At 75.8% G+C, this 22,249-nt stretch carries 18 protein-coding genes and 1 pseudogene; 3 read left to right on the forward strand and 16 right to left on the reverse strand.

Translation table 11 applies throughout. From position 1 onward, the window contains the following. Positions 1–184: 184 nt before the first annotated feature. The 9 genes from GD880_RS17585 to hisF all read right to left on the reverse strand — a co-directional run bounded on the left by GD880_RS17585 (position 185) and on the right by hisF (position 9,256). Positions 185–718 carry a DUF4190 domain-containing protein gene (locus GD880_RS17585; protein WP_152232916.1) on the reverse strand — a complete coding sequence of 178 codons (534 nt, stop codon included), beginning with the start codon at positions 716–718 and terminating at the stop codon, positions 185–187. Next, entirely contained in the window at positions 718–999 is a 282-nt protein-coding gene (locus GD880_RS17590) for an HGxxPAAW family protein (protein WP_152232917.1), read from the reverse strand. The genes GD880_RS17585 and GD880_RS17590 overlap by 1 nt, the downstream gene beginning before the upstream one ends. 119 nt (positions 1,000–1,118) lie before the next feature. Continuing rightward, the gene (locus GD880_RS17595; RefSeq protein ID WP_152232918.1) at positions 1,119–1,817 is read right to left on the reverse strand and encodes a Trp biosynthesis-associated membrane protein; all 699 of its coding nucleotides are present in this window, start codon (positions 1,815–1,817) and stop codon (positions 1,119–1,121) included. Next, positions 1,814–3,442 carry an anthranilate synthase component I gene (locus tag GD880_RS17600; RefSeq protein ID WP_152232919.1) on the reverse strand — a complete coding sequence of 543 codons (1,629 nt, stop codon included), beginning with the start codon at positions 3,440–3,442 and terminating at the stop codon, positions 1,814–1,816. Before GD880_RS17600 ends, GD880_RS17595 begins: the two co-directional genes overlap by 4 nt. Continuing rightward, positions 3,439–3,807, reverse strand: coding sequence for a phosphoribosyl-AMP cyclohydrolase (hisI, locus tag GD880_RS17605; RefSeq protein ID WP_152232920.1), 369 nt, complete (start codon positions 3,805–3,807; stop codon positions 3,439–3,441). Before hisI ends, GD880_RS17600 begins: the two co-directional genes overlap by 4 nt. Positions 3,808–3,863: 56 nt before the next feature. After that, positions 3,864–5,639: an ABC transporter ATP-binding protein gene (locus tag GD880_RS17610; protein WP_152232921.1), complete on the reverse strand. Its 1,776-nt coding sequence runs from the start codon at positions 5,637–5,639 to the stop codon at positions 3,864–3,866. After that, on the reverse strand, positions 5,636–7,621 hold the full coding sequence (locus GD880_RS17615) for an ABC transporter ATP-binding protein (protein ID WP_152232922.1): 1,986 nt from the start codon (positions 7,619–7,621) through the stop codon (positions 5,636–5,638). Before GD880_RS17615 ends, GD880_RS17610 begins: the two co-directional genes overlap by 4 nt. A gap of 60 nt (positions 7,622–7,681) precedes the next feature. After that, complete coding sequence (locus GD880_RS17620; RefSeq protein WP_226909793.1) at positions 7,682–8,338, reverse strand: TIGR03085 family metal-binding protein; 657 nt, start codon at positions 8,336–8,338, stop codon at positions 7,682–7,684. A 147-nt stretch (positions 8,339–8,485) separates the two neighbouring features. Further along, the gene (hisF, locus tag GD880_RS17625; protein WP_152232924.1) at positions 8,486–9,256 is read right to left on the reverse strand and encodes an imidazole glycerol phosphate synthase subunit HisF; all 771 of its coding nucleotides are present in this window, start codon (positions 9,254–9,256) and stop codon (positions 8,486–8,488) included. Positions 9,257–9,328: 72 nt separating this feature from the next. Between hisF and GD880_RS20490 the strand changes: the two genes are divergently transcribed. Continuing rightward, positions 9,329–9,955, forward strand: coding sequence for a nucleoside/nucleotide kinase family protein (locus GD880_RS20490; RefSeq protein WP_193314590.1), 627 nt, complete (start codon positions 9,329–9,331; stop codon positions 9,953–9,955). Positions 9,956–10,438: 483 nt separating this feature from the next. Next, positions 10,439–12,352, forward strand: a complete 1,914-nt coding sequence (locus GD880_RS20495) for an HNH endonuclease (protein ID WP_193314591.1) — start codon at positions 10,439–10,441, stop codon at positions 12,350–12,352. Between the two features lie 172 nt (positions 12,353–12,524). Here GD880_RS20495 and GD880_RS17650 read toward each other — a convergent pair whose 3' ends face one another. The 7 genes and pseudogenes from GD880_RS17650 to GD880_RS17680 all read right to left on the reverse strand — a co-directional run bounded on the left by GD880_RS17650 (position 12,525) and on the right by GD880_RS17680 (position 21,149). After that, positions 12,525–13,460, reverse strand: a complete 936-nt coding sequence (locus GD880_RS17650) for an FKBP-type peptidyl-prolyl cis-trans isomerase (RefSeq protein WP_152232925.1) — start codon at positions 13,458–13,460, stop codon at positions 12,525–12,527. 172 nt (positions 13,461–13,632) lie between these two features. Beyond that, positions 13,633–15,036 carry a Pup--protein ligase gene (gene pafA, locus GD880_RS17655; RefSeq protein WP_152232926.1) on the reverse strand — a complete coding sequence of 468 codons (1,404 nt, stop codon included), beginning with the start codon at positions 15,034–15,036 and terminating at the stop codon, positions 13,633–13,635. Beyond that, positions 15,033–15,221: a ubiquitin-like protein Pup gene (locus GD880_RS17660; protein WP_152232927.1), complete on the reverse strand. Its 189-nt coding sequence runs from the start codon at positions 15,219–15,221 to the stop codon at positions 15,033–15,035. The genes pafA and GD880_RS17660 overlap by 4 nt, the downstream gene beginning before the upstream one ends. A gap of 34 nt (positions 15,222–15,255) precedes the next feature. Then, complete coding sequence (gene dop / locus GD880_RS17665; RefSeq protein ID WP_152232928.1) at positions 15,256–16,923, reverse strand: depupylase/deamidase Dop; 1,668 nt, start codon at positions 16,921–16,923, stop codon at positions 15,256–15,258. Between the two features lie 157 nt (positions 16,924–17,080). Next, positions 17,081–18,814: pseudogene (gene arc, locus GD880_RS17670) on the reverse strand (proteasome ATPase); the annotation flags it as partial. Between the two features lie 11 nt (positions 18,815–18,825). After that, the gene (locus tag GD880_RS17675) at positions 18,826–19,902 is read right to left on the reverse strand and encodes a tRNA (adenine-N1)-methyltransferase (protein WP_226909790.1); all 1,077 of its coding nucleotides are present in this window, start codon (positions 19,900–19,902) and stop codon (positions 18,826–18,828) included. An 86-nt stretch (positions 19,903–19,988) separates the two neighbouring features. Next, entirely contained in the window at positions 19,989–21,149 is a 1,161-nt protein-coding gene (locus GD880_RS17680) for a site-2 protease family protein (RefSeq protein WP_152232930.1), read from the reverse strand. 86 nt (positions 21,150–21,235) lie between these two features. Between GD880_RS17680 and GD880_RS17685 the strand changes: the two genes are divergently transcribed. Then, positions 21,236–22,210, forward strand: coding sequence for a RecB family exonuclease (locus GD880_RS17685; RefSeq protein ID WP_193314592.1), 975 nt, complete (start codon positions 21,236–21,238; stop codon positions 22,208–22,210). The last annotated feature ends 39 nt before the right edge of the window (positions 22,211–22,249 follow it).

Here is a 22,249-nt window from a genome sequence, read left to right on the forward strand (position 1 = left end):
TCCCGCCCATGGTAGGCCGGGCCGCCGACACCCCCGGACGGCGTCCGCGGTGGGGGACGCCGGGCGCCGCGGTGGCGCTCCTTCCGGGGTGGCAGCTCCGCGGCCGGGCGACGGTCCCCGGGGACGGCGACGCCCCGCCCGGGGCCGGGCGGGGCGTGGCGCGGGGGGCGTCAGGTCGCGCGCGTCAGAGGGACTCGAGGCCGGAGGTCCCGTACGTGCCGAGGAAGGCCGCGAGCCCGATGATGACCACGATGCCCAGCAGGATCTGGACGGCACCGACGACGATCGCCGCGATCGACATGCCGCGGTTGGTCGCCTGGCCCGCGTTCGCGGCGCGCAGGCCGAGGATGCCGAGCACGAGACCGACGATGCCGCCGAAGCCGGCGATGACGTTGAGCCCGGGGATGAAGGAGCCCACGATGCCGACGATCGAGGCGATGAGCCCGATGGTGCCGAGGTTGTTCTTCTCCGCGGTCGGCCCGTACGCGCCCGCGCCGTAGGGCTGGCCGTACTGCTGCGCCGGGGAGGGCTGGCCGAAGCCGTCGCCGTAGGCCGGCTGCTGGGTGTACGCGCCGTATGCGGGCTGGCCGGACGCCGGCTGCTGGGCGTAGGCGCCGTAGGCGGGCTGGCCGGACGCCGGCGGCTGATCGTCGCGCGGCGCCTGCGGGATGCGCTGGCCGTAACGCGGTTCGTCGGAGGGCTGGTTCTCCCCCGCCATCAGGCGGAGTACCAGTCGCGCTGGTCGGTGTGCACGCCGGCGGTCGCCGGCTGGCCCAGCCCCATGCCGCGCATCACCAGGCTGAGGACGGCCCCACCGACGGTGAGGACGACCCCGACGATCACCACGACCTGGTTGCTCAGCATCAGGCCGAGGCCGGTGACCAGGAAGCCCAGGCACACGCACCACATGAGGACCCACGCGGCCTTCGTCCGGCCGTGGTTGGCGAACGGCGCGGCCGGGGGCAGCGTGTAGGTCTCCGGCTCGGGCGTCTGTGGCATGTCTTCTCTTCCCTTTCACGGGCTGTCAGCGGTATAGGGCTCACCCTAGCGGGAAAGCGCGGCTCCCCGCCGCGCCCGGCCACGCGCGCCCTCACGGCGGCGTGGCGCGAGCGTCGTCGTCAGCGGGGCGCCGGCGGCTCGTGGTCCTCGCCGGACGGGGCCTCGTCGCCACCGGAGGGGTCCTCGCCCCGGCCCAGGGCGTCCCAGTCGTCCATGGCCCGTGTCCGCGCGTCCCGGGCCGCGCTCGGGGCGGCGCCCGGGGCCGACGTCCCGGGCGCCGTCGTCCGCTCGAAGCGTCGTCCCCCGCTCTGCCAGGCCCGCCCGCGCACCAGCGTGAGCGCGCCCAGCACCGCCAACGCGGCGGCCACCACGAGCGCCGCCCAGGGCCAGGGGGTCACGTGGGCCGTGCCGGACAGCTGCGGCACGCCGCTGACCTGCGCGGCCTCGGCGAGGGCGGGCGCCGTCGGGTCCTGGAGGAAGCCGACCACCGCCGCCGCCACGAGCGCCGCGGCGCCGATCAGCACCACGCCGCCGACGGCGACGGCGACCCGGCGCCCGATCGCCACGGTCAGCGCGGCGGCCCCGACGACGAGCGCGGCCGCGGTCAGCGCCGGGGTGGCGCCCGCGCCGGTCACGCTCACCGGCCGGACGTCGATGACAGTGGCCACCTCCCCGCGCACCCACGGCAGCCCGCCGAGGGCGAGGAGCAGCACCGCGAGGCCGAGGGCGGCCAGCACCACCGCGCGGCGGGTGACCCGCCCCGGCGTCCCGCCCGGGCCCGCCGGCCCCGAGCCGGGCGCGGCGCCGGCGTCGGTCACGGCCGCGCCCCGGCGCGGTCGGCCAGCGGGCGCAGCCCGGCCGCCACCTGGATCGCGCGGACCGCCGCGGCGGCCTTGTTGCGGGTCTCCTCGTACTCGGTGGCGGGCACCGAGTCGGCGACGATCCCGGCGCCGGCCTGGACCGAGGCACGGTGGCCGCGGATGACGGCGGTGCGGATGGCGATGGCCATGTCGAGGTTCCCGGCGAAGTCGAAGTACCCCACCACCCCGCCGTACACGCCGCGGCGGGCCGGCTCGAGGGCGTCGATGAGCTCGATCGCCCGGGGCTTGGGCGCCCCGGAGAGGGTCCCGGCCGGGAAGGTCGCGGTGAGGCAGTCCAGCGCGCTCGTGGCGTCCCGCTGCCGGCCCTGCACGGTCGAGGAGATGTGCATGATGTGGCTGAACCGCTTGATCTCCATGAGCTCGACCACCTCGACGGTCTCCGGCCGGCACACCTTGGTCAGGTCGTTGCGGGCCAGGTCGACGAGCATGACGTGCTCGGAGATCTCCTTCGGGTCCGCCAGCAGCTCCTCGGCCAGGGCCCGGTCCTCCGCCTGGGTCGCCCCGCGCGGACGGGACCCGGCGATGGGGAAGGTCGTGACCGTGCCGTCCTGGACGTGCACGAGGGTCTCCGGGCTGGAGCCGACGACGGCGAACGTGCCGGCGGCGCCGCCCGAGGCGTCCTCGCGAGCCACGCCGTCGCCCGCCGGGCCGTCGGGGTCGGCGAGCTGGAGGTAGTACATGTACGGCGAGGGGTTGATGGTGCGCAGCACCCGGTAGACGTCGAGCGGGTCGGCGGCGCAGTCGATGTCCAGGCGCTGGGAGAGCACCACCTGGAAGACCTCGCCGTCGTAGATCGCCTGCTTGGCGGCGAGCACGGCGGTCTCGAAGTCCTCGCGCGGCGTCCGGAACCGCAGCTCCGGCTCCTCGGCCGCCACCCGCACGGCGGCGGCCGTGGTGGCCGGGCGCAGCAGCGCCGCCTCCATCGCGTCGAGCCGGGCGACGGCGTCGGCGTGGGCGGCGTCGACCCGCTGGGAGGTGTTGTCGAAGTTCACCGCGTTGGCGATGAGCCACACGGACCCGTCGTGGTGGTCCACCGCCGCCATGTCGGTGGCCAGGCACAGCGCCACCTCGGGGGTGTCGTGCTCCACGGGCGCCTGGGCGCGCAACGTCGGCTCCCACTGGCGCAGCACGTCCCAGCCCAGCGAGCCGACCAGCCCGCCCGTGAGCGGCGGCAGACCCGGGATGGCGGGGGTGGCCAGCTCGGCGAGCGCGGCGCCGAGGACGTCCAGGACCGGCCCGGCGGCCGGGATGCCGACGGGGACGTCGCCGTGCCACACCGCGTGTCCGTCCCGGCTCGTCAGGGTGGCCCGGGAGGCGGCGCCGACGAAGGACCAGCGCGACCACGCGCCGTCGTGCTCGGCGGACTCGAGGATGAAGGTGCCCGGGCGCCCGCCGGCCAGCTGGCGGTACAGGCCCACGGGGGTGACGTCGTCGGCGAGGAGGCGGCGGACCACCGGGATGACCCGCCGGTCGGCGGCCATCTGCCGGAACTCGGGCAGGGTGGGCCAGGTCTCGCCCCACTCCACCCGGGGGGTGCTCAGGTAGGTGGTCTCCGTGCTCATGCGTCCGCCTCCGCGACGACGGCGCCGAGGTCGCCGCCGGCCTCGAAGCAGGTGCGGGTGCCGGTGTGGCAGGCGGGCCCGACCTGGTCGACCCGGACCAGCAGGGTGTCGCCGTCGCAGTCCAGCGCCACGGACTTCACGTGCTGGGTGTGCCCGGAGGTGTCCCCCTTGCGCCAGTACTCCTGCCGCGAGCGCGACCAGTACCACGCGCGCCCGGTGGTGAGGGTGCGGGCGAGCGCCTCGTCGTCCATCCAGCCAACCATGAGCACCTCGCCGGTGTCGTGCTGCTGGACGACGGCGGCGACGAGGCCGTGGTCGTCGCGCTTGAGGCGGGCGGCGATGGCGGGATCGAGGGAGGTCTGCACCGCTCGATCTTGCCACGCGGGCGCGCCGCGGCGCCGACGCCGTCCGCGCCGGGAGGCTACGCCGTCTGGGTGACCCAGGAGCGGTGCATCCGCGCGTACGTCCCGCCGGCGGCCGCCAGGTCGGGGTGGGTGCCGACCTCGACGACGCGCCCGTCGTCGACCACGACCACGAGGTCGGCGCTCTCGGCGGTGGCGAGGCGGTGCGCGACCGTCACCGACGTGCGCCCGGCGGTGAGCCGGTCGAGCGCGCGGCTGACCCGGGTCTCGGTGGCCGGGTCGACGGCGGAGGTGGCCTCGTCGAGCAGGAGGACGCCCGCGCCGGCGAGGTAGGCGCGGGCGAGCGCGACGAGCTGGCGCTCCCCCGCCGACAACGACTCCCCGCGCTGGCCGACCGGGGTGTCCAGGCCGGCGGGCAGCGTGTCCGTCCACGCCTCCAGGCCCAGGGCGGCGACGGCGTGGCGCACCCGGTCGGGGCCGGCGGGCGCGGGCCCGTAGGCGATGTTCTCCGCCAGGGTGCCGTCGAAGAGGAAGCCCTCCTGGGGCACGAGCACCACCCGGGCGCGCAGGTCGCGCAGGGCCAGGTCGCGCAGGTCGACGCCGTCGAGGAGCACCCGCCCGGCCGTGGGGTCCATGAGCCGGGCGAGGAGCTTGACCAGGGTGGTCTTCCCCGAGCCGGTGCGACCGACGACCGCCACCCGCGCGCCGGCGGGGATGACGAGGTCCACGCCGTGGAGCACCTCGGGACCGCCGGGGTAGGCGAAGCGGACCCCGCGCAGCTCCAGGCGGCCCGGGCCGGGCGGCGCCGTGGTGGGCCGGACCGGGTCGGTGACCTCGGCGGGGGTCTCGAGCACCGCGATGACCCGGCGCCAGCCGGCGACGGCGTTCTGCAGCTCGTTGAGCATCTCGGTGGCGTTCTGCACCGGCCCGGTGAACATCTGGACGAGGAAGAGGACGGCGAGCAGCGCGCCGACGCTCAGCTGCCCGGCCGCGCCGAGCAGGGTGCCCGCGACGACGACGGCGGCCAGGGCCACCCCGGAGAGCACCACCCCGGAGGAGAACGCCAGCGACACCCGGGTCTGCGCGCGCACCGCCGCGCCGCGGTGGGCGCGCACCGCGTGGTCGATGCGCCGCTGGGTGCGCCGCGCCGCCCCGTAGGCGCGGATCGTCTCGGCGCCGACCACGGACTCGCCGACCGCGGCGAGCATCGCGCCCACCCGGACCCGCACCTCGGCGTAGGCGGCGGAGATGGCCCGCTGGGCGCGGGGGGCCAGCACGGCCATGGGGGCGAAGCACAGCCACACGAGCAGGGCCAGCCGCCAGTCGTACAGGACCATCGCGACGGTGGCGAGCAGCAGCTGGGCGGCGTTGAGCAGGAGCGTGAGCCCGCCGCGCTGGACGAAGGTGGAGATGGTGTCGACGTCGGAGGTGACCCGGGAGACCAGGGCGCCGCGCCGCTCGGCGGACTGGGTCAGGGCCGAGAGGTCGTGGACGTGGCGGAAGGTCCGCACCCGCAGCTGGGCCAGGCCCCGCTCGCTGGTGCGGTACAGCCGCACGTTGACCAGGGCGCTGGCCTGCCCGGTGAGGAGCAGGACGGCGAGGCCGACGGCGCACACCGCCAGCACGCGCCCGACGTCGGGCCCGCCGGGGGCGAGGACGCCGTGGTCGGTGGCCTGCTGGATGGTCACCGGCACGACCATCCGCCCGGCCGTGGCGACCAGGGCGAGCAGCACCGTGGCGGTCAGGCCGTCGGTCAGGGCCGGGGAGAGCTGGACGCCGCGCCGGACGGTGCCGACGACGCCGAGGTCGCTGGCGGAGGAGATCCGGGCGCTCACCGGGCCCCCTCCCGAGCGCCGGCGTCGGCGTCGGCGTCGGCGTCGGCCTCCAGGGCGGCCTCGGCGGCCCGCCGGGCGTAGGCGGTGACCAGGTCGCGGTAGCCGGGGTCGCGGGCGACGAGGTCGGCGTGCCGGCCGGCGTCGACCACGCGGCCGGCGTCGAGGTGGACGATCTCGTCGGCGAGCGCGATGGTCGCCGGCCGGTAGGCGACCAGCAGCACCGTGCACCCGCCCACCCCGCGCAGCCCGGCGAGGATCTCCTGCTCCACCACGGGGTCGACGGCGGAGGTGGCGTCGTCGAGGACGAGCAGCCGGGGGCGGCGCACGAGCGCCCGGGCGAGGGCCAGGCGCTGGCGCTGCCCGCCCGAGAGGGTGGCGCCGCGCTCGCCCACCACCGTGTCCAGGCCGGCGGGCAGCGCCCGGACGAAGCCCTCGGCCCGCGCGGTGCGCAGCGCCGCCCACACCGCGGCGTCGTCGAACCGGCCGGCGTCCTCGAGGGTGACGTTGCCGCGCACGGTGTCGTCGAAGACGAAGGTCGACTGGCCGACGAGGGCCACCGCCGCCGTCCGGGCGGCGGGGTCGAGGTCGCGGGCGTCGGTGCCGTCGAGCAGGACCCGGCCGCCGGTGGGGTCGAGGAGGCGGGCGACGACCGCGGCGAGGGTGGACTTGCCGGCGCCGGTGGCGCCGACGAGGGCGACGGTGCGGCCCGCGGCCGCGTGCAGCGAGACGTCGTGGAGGAGGTCGACGACCGGTGCGGGTCCGTCGGGCGCCGGCGGCGCGCCACCACCGGTCGGCGCGCCGGCGCCGCCGTCCGCCCGGTGCCCGGGCCCGGCGAGGTCCTCGGGCCGGGCGCCGCGCAGCCGCGCCGGCACGGTGACGGTGACGCCCTCGAGCCGCAGGTCCACGGCGCCGTCGCCGGGGAGCGCGGCGCGGCCGGACGCCTGGGCCCCGGTGGCGTCGATGACCCGGGCGATGCGGTCGTAGCCGACCAGCGAGCGGGGGATCTCGCCGAGCAGGAAGCCGATGGCCCGCACCGGCATCGTCATGACGGTGAGCAGGTAGGCGATGGTGACCACGTCGCCGGTGGCGGCGAGGCCGGCGCGCACCCGCCAGGCGCCGACCGCGACGACGGCGAGGGTGGCCGCGGAGGGCAGCAGCTCGACCACGGGGTCGAACACGGACCTGATGCGGCCCATGGCGATGTTGGCGTCGCGCAGCGCCGCGGTGCGGTCGGCGAAGCGGGCCTCCTCGATGTCCGCGGTGCCCAGGGACTTCACGAGCAGCGCCGCGTCGAAGCTCTCGTGGGCGACGTCGGCGACCTCGGCGCGCAGGCGCTGGGCGCCGGCGGCCGCCGGGGCCATCCGCCGCCGGTAGACGCCGTTGGCGAGGACGACCAGCGGCAGCACGCCCACCCCGACCACGCCGAGGACCGGATCGACGGCGATCATCGCCACCGCGGCGACGACCAGCATGACCGCCACCCCCAGCGCCCACGGGAAGACGAAGAACACGCCGGCGGCGGCCTCGGCATCGGCGTTGGCGTTGGAGAGCAGCTGGCCGGTGGGGTGGCGGCGGTGCCAGCTCATCGGCAGGCGCAGGTACTGGCGGGTCACCCGCAGCCGGTGCGCCGCCTGCACCTCGTAGGCGGCCCAGCCGGCGTAGATGCGGCGGAGCGCGACGCCGACGGCGGTGAGCACCCCGACGAGCAGGAGCAGGCCGCCGGCGGCCCACAGGGGGCCGGCGTCGACCTGACCGGTGGTCAGCGCCGGGACGACGACCCGGTCGGTGACCCGGCCGAGCATCCACCCGGAGGCGACGGTGCACACCCCGTACAGGGCGGCGCCGAGGGCGGCGAGGGCCGAGGTACGGCGCGAGTCGAGGACGCCGCGCGCGATCAGCGCCGCCCCGCGCCGCAGCGCGCCACCCGGCAGCGCGTACGCCCGGCCCGGCGGCGAGACGTCGACGTCGTCGCGAGCGGTCATCTGGTCACCAGACGTCAACGTCGCCACGACCGGTCGGTCCGCCGTCTGACATCCCCGTCCTCACGCGTCGACGTCCTCACGGGCGGCGACCGTCGGGCCGCTCCAGCGCAGGAACCGCTCGACGGTCTCCGCCCGCCCGACGACGTCGACGTCGGCCGCCTCGACGCGCCCCGAGGCGTGCAGGGCCAGCTCGACCGGGTCACCGGCGACGACCACGGCGTCGGGCGCGCGCCTGGCCACCCGCCGGGGACCGCCCGGGACCGCCTGCACGACGCCGACCGGGCTGCGCCGGTAGCCCAGCCGCGCCAGCGGGGCCAGCTCGGCCCAGATCGCGCGCACCTGGTCCGGGGGCAGCACACGCGGGTCGACCGGACCGCGACCGCGGCGCACGTCCTCGTGGTGGATGACGTACTCCACGTGGTGCGCGCGGTCACCGGCCCAGCCCACCGGGTTCCGCGGCGACATGCCCGCGGCGAAGGTCTCCAGCAGGGCGGCGTACCCGGCCGGGGTGCGGGCCTGCTCGACGAGCCGGCCCAGGAACCGCTCCCGGCCCGGGCGCGGCCGGGCGATGACGTCGGCGGCCTGACGCAGCGGATGGTGCTCGCGCTGGACGAGGTGCGCGAGCAGGTGCCGCACGGTCCAGCCCTCGCACAGGGTGGGCGCGTCGGGATCGGCGCGGCGGAACGTCTCCACGAGCGCGGCGCGCTCGGTCTCCATCCAGGTCACGAGCCCTCCGTCGGTGTGCGAACCGCTGGTCTGCCGGTCACAGTCTGCCGCGAGAAACCCGGACCGCCACCGGCGGTCGGCCAGGGGCGGCGCGCCCACCCCTCGGCGGGCGCCGGGCGCGGCTGGCCGGGGCCGCGGTCAGCGCACCGCGATGCCGCGCGCCCGCATGTCTGTCTTGACCTCGCCGATCGTCATCGTGCCGAAGTGGAACACCGACGCCGCGAGCACCGCGTCCGCGCCGGCCTGCGCCGCCTGGGCGAAGTCCGCGACCTTGCCCGCCCCGCCGGAGGCGATGAGGGGCACCCGCACCTCCCGGCGCACGTCGCGGAGCATGGTCAGGTCGTAGCCGTCCTTGGTGCCGTCGGCGTCCATGGAGTTCAGCAGGATCTCCCCGGCGCCGAGCTCGGCGCCGCGCGCGGCCCACTCCACCGCGTCGATGCCCGTGCCCCGGCGCCCGCCGTGCGTGGTCACCTCGTACCCGGAGGGCGTGCGGGTCTCCCCGGTGACCCGGCGGGCGTCGACGGACAGCACGAGGACCTGGCTGCCGAAGCGGTCGGCGATCTCGCTGATGAGCTCGGGCCGCGCGATGGCGGCGGTGTTCACCCCCACCTTGTCCGCGCCGGCCTTGAGGAGCCGGTTGACGTCCGCGACCGCGCGCACCCCGCCGCCGACGGTCAGCGGCACGAAGATCTGCTCCGCGGTGCGGGAGACCACGTCCATCGTCGTCTCCCGGTCCTCCGCCGAGGCGGAGACGTCGAGGAAGGTCACCTCGTCGGCGCCGTCCTGGTCGTACCGGTAGGCCAGCTCCACGGGGTCACCGGCGTCGCGCAGGCCCTGGAAGTTCACGCCCTTGACCACCCGGCCACCGGCGACATCGAGGCACGGGATGACCCGGACCGCCACACTCATCCTGCTGCTCCTTCGTCCCGGGCGGGAATTGCCGACAGGAGCGAGGTTAGCCGCCCGGTAGCGTCGGGCGTCATGACCGCCCCCACACCGGCCGCCGGCGGCCGCCCGGCCGCGCCCTCCGAGGCCGCGGCGGCGGTGGCCCGCCTGGTGCTCGACGCGCTGCCCGGCCACCGCGGCCCGGGGCCGTTCGTGCTCGGCATCGACGGGCGCTCCGGCTCGGGGAAGTCCGACCTTGCCGCGGCGGTCCTGCCGCTGCTGCGCGCCCGCCTGGGCGACGACGCCGTCGCCGGGCTGGCCCTCGAGGAGGCCTACCGCGGTTGGCACGGCCTCGCCGCGGGGGTCGAGGCGGTGACCGCCGGGGTGCTCGCGCCGCTGGCGCAGGGCCACCCGGGCGCAGTGACCCGCTACGACTGGGTGACCGGCACCCTCGACGGCGATCTCGTCGTGCCCGCCCCCGGCGCGCCGATGCCGCGCGTGCTGGTCGTCGAGGGCTGCGGCGCCGGCTCCGCGGCGTGCGCCCCGTTCGTCCACCGGCTGGTGTGGCTCGAGGCGCCCGAGGCGGTGCGGCGCCGCCGGGCGATGGCCCGGGACGCGAGCAGCTGGACGCACCTGTGGGCGGCGTGGGAGGCCCAGGAGCAGGCGTTGCTCGAGGCGCGCGACGTGCGCGCGGCCGCCGACCTCGTGGTTCGAACCGGATAACGGCGGCGCGCCGGGCCGACCTGGCGGGGGGCGACGCCGCCCCAGGCTGTGATCCCCTCCGGTCGCTCGGCGTCCGGCCGCGGGTACAGCAGCCAGTTCACCGGGACGGCGAGCAGGTCGGCGCCCTGCAGGGCGACCTGGCGGACCCACTCGGGGAACTCGACGTCGGGAACGACGGCGGCGGCGGTCCGCCCGCCCTCGCCCCCCGGCGTCCGACACCGCCGACGCATCCGCCGCACTTTTCCACAGCAGGGACGCGCTCCCCGACGCGTGTCGGCGGGGTCGGCTAGCGTTTAGCACATCAGTTCGACGCGGATCTGAGGGGGGGTGGGAGCAATGACCGCACAGCAGGCCGACGATCCCACCGCGCGGCGTGTGGGGCAGGACGGCCCCGCGACCACCCCCGCCCGTGTGTCGGATCCACGTGGCGGTCAGCGCCGCACCCGCGCCATGTCACCAGTTCGCCTGTTGGAGACCCTCGGTGTGGCCGTTGACGGCCTGACGAAGGGCGCGCCCGGCCCTGCCGCTATCGAGTGGGAGCAGCGCGAGCGCGAGGCCGTCATCTCGGGTCTGGACTCGGCGATCCAGTCTCTGACGCTGTACCGAGGCCAGATACTCCTCGCCCACAAGGAGGACGGCAGGTGGGGCACCGCGCTCGACAGGGAGTTTGCCGACTGGCGCTCCCGGTCCACCGGCTCCGGCCGCGGACCGGCGGTCGGTGAGCTTCAGATCGCCGAAGGCTTGCAGGCCATGCCCGACGTCGCCGATGCCGTGGCTGGCGGTGACCTCACGATCGAGCACGCGCGGGCACTGACCCGGCTGCGCGCCACGGCGTCCGAAGAGGTCAAGGCCGCCCTCGAGAGCGGCGCCGCCGGCAATCTCCTCGAGAAGGCCAAGAACCTCAGCGCCCCGGAGCTCGCCCGGGAGGCCAAGAAGGTCGCGGCCGCGATCGACGCCCAGGCCGCCCAGGAGAGCTACAGCGCCGTGTGGCGCCGGCGCGCGGTCTCGACCCACCGTTCGGCCGGCGGTAGAGCCGGGCAGTGGTTCCTCGACGACATCGGCGGGACCATCGTCGAGACCGCTCTGGACGCCATCGTGGGAAAGCCGGCCAAGGACGACGACCGCACCCGTGAACAGCGGCGAGCGGACGCGCTCGTCACCATGGCGTCTCGGGTGCTGCAGGTCGGCGCCGACCGGAACGGTGCACAGATCCGGCCACACCTCGCGTTGATCGTCACCGAGGAGACGTGGGACGCGACGCTGCGCCGTCGGCAGGCCATCGAGGCGGCCGACCAGCGCGCGGTCGATGCTGCCGCCGGCTGGCAGGGTGGGACATTCGTCCTCGACGCAGACGGTCTGCCCCTGGCGGAGGGGACGCTCGGAGCTGAGGGGATGCTCGGGGCGGACGACCGCGCCTGCCGACCGCCGCGGCGCGTGGTCCTCGACGACCTGCCGCCCCTGCCCAATGTGCCGCCTGCCGAGCTGGAGGACGGCTCGCTAGTTCCCGGGACCGAGCTCGAGCGGACCCTGTGCGACTGCGAGGCGACTCGGATCGTGATGGACGCCGCCTCGGTCCCGCTCGACGTCGGTCGCACCGAGCGGCTGTACAACCGTGAGATGCGCCGCGCCGTGACCACCCGTGATCGGCACTGCCAGTGGCCGGGATGCGCGATCCGCGCCGGGTGGTGCGAGGTGCACCACGTGTGGTTCTTCGCCGACGGCGGCCCGACCTCGCTGTGCAACGGGTGCACCCTGTGCGTGTATCACCACCACCGGGTCCATGAGGAGCACATCCGCATCACGATCCTCGCCAGCGGCTTCGACTTTCACTATCGGGACGGGCGCCACCTGGGAACCACGACCCGACCACCGGGGCCTGGCCGGGGCCGTCCCGCGACGATGCCGGCCACCGACGACGCCCTGACGCCGGCGCGCACCACCTGCCATGACCCGCTCGTCGCCTCCTGGCCGCCCGATCTCTCGCAAGCCCGGCGCGGGGCCCCGACCGCCGGGCCCTCGACCACGGCGGACGCCCCCGTGGCGACGTCCGCCGCGGGGACGAACGGCGTGCGGGAGAGTCGCCCAGGGCCCGGGCTGCCGCAATCCGGCTCACCACCGGGACCACAACCGGCGGCTCCACCACAACCGGCGGCTCCACCGGGACCACAACCGGGGGCTCCACCGGGACCACAACCGGGGGCTCCACCGGGACCACAACCGGGGGCTCCACCGGGGGCTCCACCGGGACCACAACCGGGGGCTCCACCGGGGGCTCCACCGGTTCCGTCGCCGACGTGGCACCTTGACGGCCCGGGGACGGAGCCCACGACCGGTGCCCCACCCGCCCTCTGGGACCTCGAGATCCCGCCAGGCCAGAGCGCATCACCGCCGTTCTGATCTGCAGTCGCCGACTCTGACGCGCAGTCGCCGGCGCGCGGCCCCGCGGCCGCTACATGGTCGCGGGGCCGCGCGCCTCGCTGCGTCCACGACCCTCACGGTCGCGCCCCGACGCCATCACGCGCGGAACGGTCGGCCGGACGGTTTCCGCGCGGACCCGCGCCCCGGCAGGTCAGTCCTGCCCGGAGCCGCTCGTCGCGGGCGGCACCACCGAGGCGTCCTGCCCGCCGGAGACGGCGAGGATGTCGACGACGAGCACGAGGGTGTCGGTGCCGCGGGCCTGCGCGGGCGGGATGACGAGCAGCACCTGGGAGCCGACGGTCTGGTCGAGCAGCCCGTCGCGCAGCCCGGGGATCGTCTCGTCGAGCTTGAGGGTGCGCGGCACCTTGCCCGCCGCCCAGGTGGAGTCGTACGGCTCGCCGGACTCCCACGCCACCCCGGTGTACTGGACGGTGACGTCCTGCCCGGGGCGCACCTGCGCGCCGTCGCCGCGGATCAGCGGCTGGACGACGAGCTCGCCGGGCGGGTCGGCCTGCGGCACGGTGATCGACGGCGTGCCGTCCTCGGCCACCTCGACGGCGGGCAGCCCCTCGGCCGGGGTGACCGGCTCGCCGCGGGCCCGGGTGTAGCGCACGTCGATGACGAGCACGAGCATCCGGTCGGTGCCCTTCTCGTGCACCGGCTGGCGCACGAGCAGTCGGCTGCCCTCCCGGGCGCCGACGAGGACGGGGTAGAGGTCCTCCCCCACGTCCTCCTTGGTGAGCATGAGGGTGCGCACCTCGCCGACCTGGCGGTTGTCGACCAGCTCGCCGTCGGCGCCGTCGTAGGCGGTGAGGGTGAGCACCACCGGCCCGCCGTCGGCGAGCTCGCGCCCGTCGCCCTCGATGAGGGTCTCGACCGAGGACTCGGTCAGCGGCAGCGGCGGGCGGAAGGTCACCACGGGGATGGAGCCGAACGTCCCCGTGACGCTCACCTCCGGGGTCGTGTCCCCCTGGGCCTTCTTGTTCCCCGGCGTGCACGCGCCGAGCAGGACCAGGGCCAGCACCGCGGCGAGCCACGCCGCGAGGACGCGCGGGGCCCGCACGGCCCGGGTCGATGAACGCTTCACGCAAGGCAGCCTACGTCGCCGCCGGCGGCGTCCGGCCCGGGCGTCCGGCCCGGGTGTCCGGCCCGGGCGTCCGGCCCGGGCGTCCGGCCCGGGCGTCCGGCCCGGGCGTCCGGCCCGGGTGTCCGGCGCCACGGGCGCGTCGGGCGGTCGCGCACCGCCGCGGCCGCCGGGCTCAGCGCTGCAGGGCCGCCATGAGGGCGTCGACCCGCTCGTCGACGGGGGCGAAGGGGTCCTTGAGCACCACGGTGCGCTGGGCGGCGTCGTTGATCTTCAGGTGGACCCAGTCCACTGTGACGTCGCGGCGGCGCTCCTGGGCGCGGGCGACGAACTCCCCGCGCAGCCGCGCCCGGGTGGTGGCCGGTGGGGTCTCGACGGCGGCCGCGACCTCCTCGTCGGTGGTGAGCCGGGCCATGAGCCCGCGGCGGGCGAGGCTGGTGGCCAGGCCCCGGGTGGGCGAGATGTCGTGGTAGGCCAGGGAGAGACGCGCCACGCGCGGGTCGTCCAGGGCGAGGGTGTGGCGGGCGCGGTAGCGCTCGATGAGCCGGCCCTTGATCGCCCAGTCCAGCTCGGTGTCCACCAGGGTGGGGTCCTGCTCGCGCAGCGCCCGCAGCCCCCGCTCCCACAGCTCCAGCACCCGGCGCTGGACGGCGGTGAGCTCCGCGGTCAGCCCCTCGGCGTCGAGGTAGCCGGTCACCCGGGCGAGGAACTCCTCCTGGATGGCCAGGGCGCTCATCCGCCGGCCGCTGGTCAGCTCGACGGGGAGGGTGGCGGTGGTGTCGTGGGAGATCTCACGGATGGCGCGCATCGGCTCGGCGAGGGCGAGGTCGCGCACCCGCACGCCGTCCTCGAGCATGCCGAGGAGCAGGTCGGTCATGCCGACCTTGAGCATCGTCGTCGTCTCGGCCACCGACGAGTCGCCGACGATGACGTGCATGCGGCGGTAGAGGTCGGCGTCGCCGTGCGGCTCGTCGCGGGTGTTGATGATGGGCCGCGAGCGGGTGGTCGCCGAGCTCATCGCGTCCCACATCTGGTCCGCGCGCTGGGAGAAGGCGTAGGTCGCCCCGCCCCCGGCACGGGGGCGCAGGTGCCCGGCGCCGGTGAGGATCTGGCGGGTGATGAAGAACGGCACGAGGGCGTCGCCCATGGCCTGGAAGTCGCGGCGCCGCCGCACGAGGTAGTTCTCGTGGCAGCCGAAGGAGTTGCCGGCGGAGTCGAGGTTGTTCTTGAACAGGTGGATGGTGCCGGCCACCCCCTCCTGCTCGAGCAGGGCGTTGGCCTCCTCCACCATGCGGTCGAGGATCGCCTCGCCGGCGCGGTCGTTGGCGACCAGCTGGCGCACGTCGTCGCACTCGGCGGTGGCGTACTCCGGGTGCGAGCCGACGTCGAGGTAGAGCCGGGCCCCGTTGCGCAGGAACACGTTCGAGGACCGGCCCCACTGGACGACCTTGCGGAACAGGTACCGGGCGGCGTCGTCGGCGCTGACCGGGGGGTGCGGCGCTGCGCCGGCCGCCGGGGGCGGCGCGGCGCAGGTGATGCCGTACTCGGTCTCGACGCCGAAGATGCGCCTGGCGGTCACTGGCCGCCCTTCTGCACGAAGCCCTGGACGAAGGTCTCGGCGTTGGCCTCGAGCACGGAGTCGATCTCGTCGAGCAGGTCGTCGACCTGCTGGGTGCGGGCCTGCGCGGCGACGGCGATCGGCGGGTCCGGCTCGATCCCCGGGTCGTCGCGGCGGGTGGTGTGGCGCTGCTCCTGCTGTGGCATGACGGTGCTCCCTCCTCTTGCTTCGATCCTACGGTCAGCCGCGCCCGGGGTGACCGGGTCGTCCGGCGGTCAGCGCCTCGAGCAGCTCGGCGGCGGTGCCGGCGCGCTCGAGCAGCGCGCCGACGTGGTGGCGGGTGCCGCGCAGCGGGTCGGTCATCGGCACCCGGACGAGGTGTTCGTGGCCGGGCAGGTCGAGGACGACCGACTCCCAGCTCGCCCCGGCCACCTGGCCGGGGTAGCGGGCCACCACCTGGCCGCGGAACCAGGCCCGGGTGTCGGCCGGCGGGGTGTGCTCGGCCGCCGCCACCTCGGGGTCGGGGACCAGGCGCTCGACCCGGCCGGCGGCGACGAGCCGGTTGAAGATCGACCGCTCCGGGCGCAGGTCGGACCACTGCAGGTCCAGCGCGGCGAGCTTGGGGTGGTCCCAGGGCAGGCCGCCACGCCGGCGCATGCCGTCGAGGAGCTCGAGCTTGGCGACCCACTCCACCTCGGCGGCGGCGCCGGCGGGGTCGCTGGCGAGCCGGTCGAGCACGCCGGCCCACCGCTCGACGACGTCGCGGGTGGCCTGGTCGGTGCGTCCGGCCTGGGCGAGGGCGTCGGCGACCACGTGCAGGTAGACCCGCTGGATCTCCAGGGCGGTCAGCTCCCGCCCGTCGGCGAGCGTGAGGCGGTGGGTGAGGGTGAGGTCGTGGCTGACCTCCCAGGTCTCCCCCACCGGGTTGGCGAGCATGAGCGCGTCGAGCTCGAGGGGCACCGCGCCCTGCTCGAGCAGCCACAGCACCAGGGACGTCGTGCCCATCTTGAGATAGGTGGAGACATCCATGAGGTTGGCGTCCCCGCCGATGACGTGCAGCCGCCGGAACCGGCCGGCGTCGGCGTGCGGCTCGTCGCGGGTGTTGATGATGGGCCGGTTGAACGTCGTCTCCAGGCCGACGTCGTTCTCCACGTAGTCGGCGCGTTGGGAGATCTGGTACCCGGCCCGCTCGCTGCGCTGGCCCAGCCCCACCCGGCCCGCGCCGCAGAAGATCGGCCGGGTGACGAAGAACGGGGTGAGGTAGCGGATGATGTCGCCGAAGTTGACCTCGCGGCTGACCAGGTAGTTCTCGTGGGTGCCGTAGGCGGCGCCCTTGCCGTCGACGTTGTTCTTGTACACGACGACCTCGGGCATGCCCGGCGAGTGGCGCAGGGCGTCCATGGCGCCGCGCATGACCAGCTCGCCGGCGCGGTCCCAGCGCACCGCGTCCAGCGGGTTGGTGACCTCGGGGCTGGAGTACTCCGGGTGGGCGTGGTCGACGTACAGCCGCGCCCCGTTGGTGAGCACCGCGTTGGTGGCGGTGGGCAGGGCCAGCTCGGCCGGTGTGGGCCGGCGCAGGGTGGTCGTGCGCACGCCCGGCCCGGCCCCGCCGGGCGGGGCCGCCTCCGGCGCCGGGGCGTCCTCCTCGGACGGGGCGGGGTGCTCGGGGTCGTCGGTGAGCTGGGACGGGTGGGCGCTGGCGCGGTCGAGCCGGAAGCCGCGGGCGTCGGCCAACGGGTCCTCGCCCGCGTAGTCCCAGCGCACGTGGCCGCCGCGGCCGGCGCTGCCGGGGGCCCCGGCGTAGGCGGCGACCACGTGGGCCGACAGCACCATCGGGTTGGAGCCGGGGTTGCCCGGCTCGATGATCCCGTACTCGGTCTCGATGCCCATCGGGCGGTGGACGCTCATGCCCGCGCCCTCACAGGTACCCGCCGGCGGGGGTGACGGTGTCCACGTCCCGCCCGCCCACGCGTGCCCCGGCCGCGGCGGCGCCGGCCACCGTCGTCGCCGGCGCCTCCCCGGCGCCGGGGCCGACGACGGGGACGGCGACCCCGGCGTCCTCCGGGCCGCCCTCCCCCGGCTCCCGGCCGGCGAGGGTGCGGATGTAGGTGATCCGCTCGCCCTTCTTGCCGCTCACCCGCGCCCAGTCGTCGGGGTTGGTGGTGTTGGGCAGGTCCTCGTTCTCGCGCATCTCCGCCGCCAGGGCGGTGAGCAGGTGCTCGGTGCGCAGGCCGCGCCCGCCGGTGGCCAGCAGGTCCTTGATGGCCCGCTTCTTGGCCCGGTCGACGATGTTGGCGATCATCGCCCCGGACGCGAAGTCCTTGAAGTACAGCACCTCCCGGTCGCCGCTGGCGTAGGTGACCTCGAGGAACTCGTTCAGCGGCTCGGTGGCGTACAGCGCCTCCACCACCGCCTCGATCATCGCCGCGACGGTGGCGGCCGGGTCCTCGCGGTGGGCGGCGAGCTCGTCGGCGTGCAGCGGCAGGTCCGGCGTGAGGTACTTCGCGAAGATCTCCCGCGCCCCGTCGGCGTCGGGCCGCTCGATCTTGATCTTCACGTCCAGCCGCCCGGGCCGCAGGATCGCCGGGTCGATCATGTCCTCGCGGTTCGACGCGCCGATGACGATGACGTTCTCGAGCTTCTCCACGCCGTCGATCTCGCTGAGCAGCTGGGGCACGATCGTCGTCTCGACGTCGGAGGAGACCCCGGTGCCGCGGGTGCGGAAGAGGGACTCCATCTCGTCGAAGAAGATCACGACCGGGATGCCCTTGGCCGCCTTCTCCCGGGCGCGGGCGAAGATCACCCGGATCTGCCGCTCGGTCTCCCCGACGTACTTGTTGAGCAGCTCGGGGCCCTTGATGTTGAGGAAGTAGCTGCGCGGCGAACCGGTGTCGGCCTCGGCGCCCCGCTCGGCGCGCCGCCGGGTGGCGGTGGTGGCCAGGGAGGTGGCCACCGCCTTGGCGATGAGGGTCTTGCCGCACCCGGGCGGGCCGTAGAGCAGCACCCCCTTGGGCGGCTTGAGGCCGTGCTCGCGGTAGAGCTCGGGGTGCAGGAACGGCAGCTCGACGGTGTCGCGGATCTGCTCGATCTGCGGGCCCAGGCCGCCGATGTCGGAGTAGTCGGTGTCGGGGACCTCCTCGAGGAGGAGCTCCTCGACCTCCGAGCGCACGACCCGCTCGGTGACGAACCCGGTGCGCATGTCCGCCGTCAGCGCGTCGCCCACCCGCACGTGGGTGGCCAGCAGCGGGCCGGCCAGGCGCATGACGCGCTCGTCGTCGGTTCGGGCCAGGACCAGCACGCGGTCGCCGTCGAGCACCTCCTTGACCGTGACGATCTCGCCGGTGGTCTCGAACGTCCCGGCGCCGATGATCAGGAGCTGCTCGTTGAGGCGCAGCTCCTGGCCGGGGCGCAGCGCGCCGAGCGGGACGGCGGCGGAGACGGCCAGGCGCATCTTGCGCCCGGCGACGAACACGTCCGCCTCGCGCTCGTCCAGGTGCGCGGCGACGAACGTGCCGTAGGAGCCCGGCGGCTTGGAGATGGAGTCGAGCTGGTCCTGCAGCTGCACCAGCCGTTGGCGCGCGGCGTCGAGCGCCTGCGCCAGGCGCTCGTTCTTGCCGGCGAGGGAGATCGCCTGCTGCTCCAGCTCGCGCGCGCGGGCCTCGCTGTAGCGGTCCGCATCTGCCATGACGGTCCCTTCCTGTCTCGAGCCCCTCCAGCGTAGGGGCCGCCGCCGACACCGCGATGCGCCGTCCGCGGGACGGCCCGCACCGGCCGCCCCAACCGGGGCGTTGCGGGGCATCCCGGGCGCGATTACTCCTCGGGGTGGCGCAGCAGGTCCGCGCCGGCCTCCGGGCGCACGCCGGGCTGCGAGGCCATCCCGCTCTGCTCGATCTCGGCGCGGCGGTGGATGTCCCGGCGCACCCGCCGCACCTTCTTGTCGGAGATGGTCCGCTCGCCGAGGTCCTCCGGCGCCCACTCGCCGTCGGCGGAGTAGGCGCCCTTGGCCGGGCGGCGGGTCCGCTGCGGCGGGGTGGTGCGCGGGGCGAGGCGGCGGGTGGTGACGAGGAAGCCGGTGTGCCCGATCATCCGGTGGTCCGGGCGCACCGAGAGCCCCTCGAGGTGCCAGGTGCGCACCATCGACTCCCAGGCCTGCGGCTCGGTGAACCGCTCGGTGGCGCGGGCGTCCTCGGCGAACCGGCTGAGCTGGGTGGTGGTGGCCACGTAGGCGATCAGCAGCCCGCCGGGCACGAGGGCCTCGGCGACGACGTCGAGGTTCTCCCAGGGGGCGAGCATGTCGAGGACCACCCGGTCGACGCTGCCGGGCTCGACGGCGTCCGGCAGCACGTCGGCGAGGTCACCCAGCCGCAGGTCCCAGGCGGGGTGGGCGCCGCCGAACCAGGAGTCGACGTTGCCGCGGGCGATGTCGGCGAAGTCCTCGCGCCGCTCGACCGAGAGCAGGTGGCCGCGCTCGCCGACGGCGGAGAGCAGGCTCATGGTCAGCCCGCCGGAGCCCACGCCGGCCTCGACCACCCGGGCGCCGGGGAAGATGTCGCCCATCTGGACGATCTGCCCGGCGTCCTTGGGGTAGACGACGGTGGCGCCGCGGGGCATGGAGAGCACGTAGTCGCTGAGCAGCGGGCGCAGCGCGAGGAGCTGGTGGCCGGTGGCCGTGGTGAGCACGGTGCCCTCGGGCCGGCCGATGAGCTCGCTGTGCCGGAAGGACCCGCGCTGGCTCTGGAAGTAGCCGTCGTGGGTGAGCAGGATCGTGTGCAGCCGGCCCTTGGAGTCCGTCAGCTGCACCCGCTCCCCGGCGCGCAGGGGCCCGCGGCGCCGGGCCGGGCCGTGGGGCAGGTCGTCGGTCGAGGTGGTGGTGCGCGCGTCGGTCACGTGGGCCGAGTCTACGGGCCGCCCCGCCGGTGTCGGGGGCCGGGCGCGCGGGACCCCGGGGGACGGGGCTCCCCGGGGCCCGGCGCTCAGCGCGCGGCGCGCTGGAGGTAGCCCGCGACCCGGGCGACCTCGACCACCCCGGCCACCTGGTCGCCGTCGAGCAGCACCACCACCGGGCCGTGGTGCTGGGCGCGGGCGACGGCGGCGAGGGCGTCCGCGCCGCGCAGGTCGTGCACGAGCTGCTGGGGCGCCAGGGCGCGGGAGACCGCGGTCAGCGGGGTGGTCGCCCGCAGCTCCGGCGGCACCTGGCGCAGCGCCTCGGGGTCGAGCAGGGCCACCGGGCGGCCGGCGTCGAGGAGGACGACCGCGCTCTCCCCGCGGCCGGCCAGCGCGGCGTGCAGGTCGGGCAGGCCGGCGTACGCGGGCAGCGTCAGGGCCGGGGTGGCCAGCGCCCGCAGGTCCAGGTTCCGGGCGGACCGCTGGACGCCGGCGGCGCGGAGCGACTGGCCGGCGGCCGTCCACAGGAAGGAGCCGAGCAGCGCCACCCACACGACGGTGGTCAGCGACGGCTGCCGGCCCTGGACGAACGGCACGAGCACGAAGTAGACGGCGACGCCGACGACGACGAGCCGCCCACCCCAGGCGGCGATCACGGTGCCGCGGGTGCGGTCCCCGGTCAGGGCCCACACGAGCGCCTCGAGGACCTTCCCGCCGTCGAGGGGCAGCCCGGGCAGGAGGTTGAAGGCGGCCACGAACGCGTTGGAGATCAGCGCCGCGAGCAGCACGAGCATGACGGTGGGCCCGCCGGAGACCGTGTGCACGGCGAGCCAGGCCAGCCCGGCCAGGGCCGCGTTGGCCGCGGGGCCCGCGGCCGAGACGAGGGCCGACGCGCCCGCGGTGGCCAGCTCCCGGTCGAACGCGGTGTGCCCGCCCCAGAAGGTCAGGACGTACTCGCGCGGCGGGGCGCCGAAGCGCCGGGCGGTCAGGCCGTGGGCCAGCTCGTGCAGCAGGACCGAGACGAACAGCATGACCACGAAGGACAGCGTGGTGAGCACCACGGTGCCCCACGACGCCAGCGGGACGAGGCGGCGCACCAGCGGGAAGTACAGGGCCACGAGGACGGCGGCGATGAGCAGCCAGGACGGCGCGAGCACCACGGGGGTGCCGCCGACGGTGCCGAGCACCCACCCGGAACGCGTGCGCGTGCCCGGTCGAGGGGCGGGGGCCGGTCCGGTGGGGCTGGTCACCCTGCCACCCTACGGGCCCGCGCCCACCGCGCCGCCGTCCACAGCCGGTGCGCGGGGATGTCGGCGGCGGCGGTTACGGTGCACGCATGCTCGATCAGTCCGCCGCCACCCTCACCGCCGACGCCGCAGATGCGCAGCCGCTCGCCCCGGACGCCGCCCGCGCGGCGACCCTCGTGGACACGCCCGCGCCGGACGCGGCGACCCCGGACGCGGCGACCCCGGACGCGGCGGCGCCGGCGCGGCGGCGGGCGGCGCTGTCCCCCTCCCGGGCGAAGGACTACATGCAGTGCCCGCTGCTGTTCCGCTTCCGCACCGTCGACCGGCTGCCCGAGCCGCCCAGCCCGGCCGCGGTCAAGGGATCCCTGGTGCACGCCGTCCTGGAGCACCTCTTCGACCTGCCGGCGGCGCAGCGCACCGAGGACTCGGCGCACCGGCTGCTGGACCCGCAGTGGACCGAGCTGCAGGCCCGCCGGCCCGAGGTGCTCTCGATGTTCACCGGACCCGAGGACCTCGGCGGCTGGCTCGCCCAGGCCCGCAGCCTGCTCACCCAGTACTTCCAGATGGAGAACCCCCGGCGGCTGGAGCCGGCCGAGCGTGAGCTGCTGGTGGAGACCGAGCTGCGGTCGGGGGTGCTGCTGCGCGGCTTCGTCGACCGGATCGACGTCGCCCCGAACGGTGCCGTCCGCGTCGTCGACTACAAGACCGGCAAGTCGCCGCGGCCGCGCTTCGCCGACAGCGCGCTGTTCCAGATGCGGTTCTACGGGCTCATGCTGTGGCGGCTGCATGGCGTGGTGCCCGCCCGGCTCCAGCTCGTCTACCTCGGGGACGGGCGCACCCTGGCGCACGACCCGCAGGAGGTCGAGCTGGTGGCCCTCGAGCGCGAGCTCGACGACCTGTGGCGCACCATCGCCGCCTCCGCCCGCACCGGGGACTTCGCGCCGAAGACCTCCCGCCTGTGCGACTGGTGCAGCTTCCAGGCGCACTGCCCCGCCTTCGGCGGCGTGGTCCCGGAGCTGCCGGCGGACGGCGTGGCGCACCTGCTCTCGGTGCAGGCCGGCTGACCCGCCCGCTCCACGCGCGGCGGGCTGCCCCGCCGGCGG

Origin of the sequence: Georgenia ruanii (genome assembly GCF_009193175.1) — a bacterium.
Taxonomy (GTDB): domain Bacteria; phylum Actinomycetota; class Actinomycetes; order Actinomycetales; family Actinomycetaceae; genus Georgenia; species Georgenia ruanii.

Bases quoted from the DNA above. Each gene is read 5' to 3' on its own strand.
- GD880_RS17615 (WP_152232922.1), bottom strand. From the start codon at position 7,621: ATGACCGCTCGCGACGACGTCGACGTCTCGCCGCCGGGCCGGGCGTAC.
- GD880_RS20490 (WP_193314590.1), top strand. From the start codon at position 9,329: ATGACCGCCCCCACACCGGCCGCCGGCGGCCGCCCGGCCGCGCCCTCC.
- GD880_RS17590 (WP_152232917.1), bottom strand. From the start codon at position 999: ATGCCACAGACGCCCGAGCCGGAGACCTACACGCTGCCCCCGGCCGCG.
- GD880_RS17585 (WP_152232916.1), bottom strand. From the start codon at position 718: ATGGCGGGGGAGAACCAGCCCTCCGACGAACCGCGTTACGGCCAGCGC.
- dop (WP_152232928.1), bottom strand. From the start codon at position 16,923: ATGAGCGTCCACCGCCCGATGGGCATCGAGACCGAGTACGGGATCATC.
- GD880_RS17620 (WP_226909793.1), bottom strand. From the start codon at position 8,338: ATGGAGACCGAGCGCGCCGCGCTCGTGGAGACGTTCCGCCGCGCCGAT.
- hisF (WP_152232924.1), bottom strand. From the start codon at position 9,256: ATGAGTGTGGCGGTCCGGGTCATCCCGTGCCTCGATGTCGCCGGTGGC.
- GD880_RS17685 (WP_193314592.1), top strand. From the start codon at position 21,236: ATGCTCGATCAGTCCGCCGCCACCCTCACCGCCGACGCCGCAGATGCG.
- GD880_RS17600 (WP_152232919.1), bottom strand. From the start codon at position 3,442: ATGAGCACGGAGACCACCTACCTGAGCACCCCCCGGGTGGAGTGGGGC.
- GD880_RS17660 (WP_152232927.1), bottom strand. From the start codon at position 15,221: ATGCCACAGCAGGAGCAGCGCCACACCACCCGCCGCGACGACCCGGGG.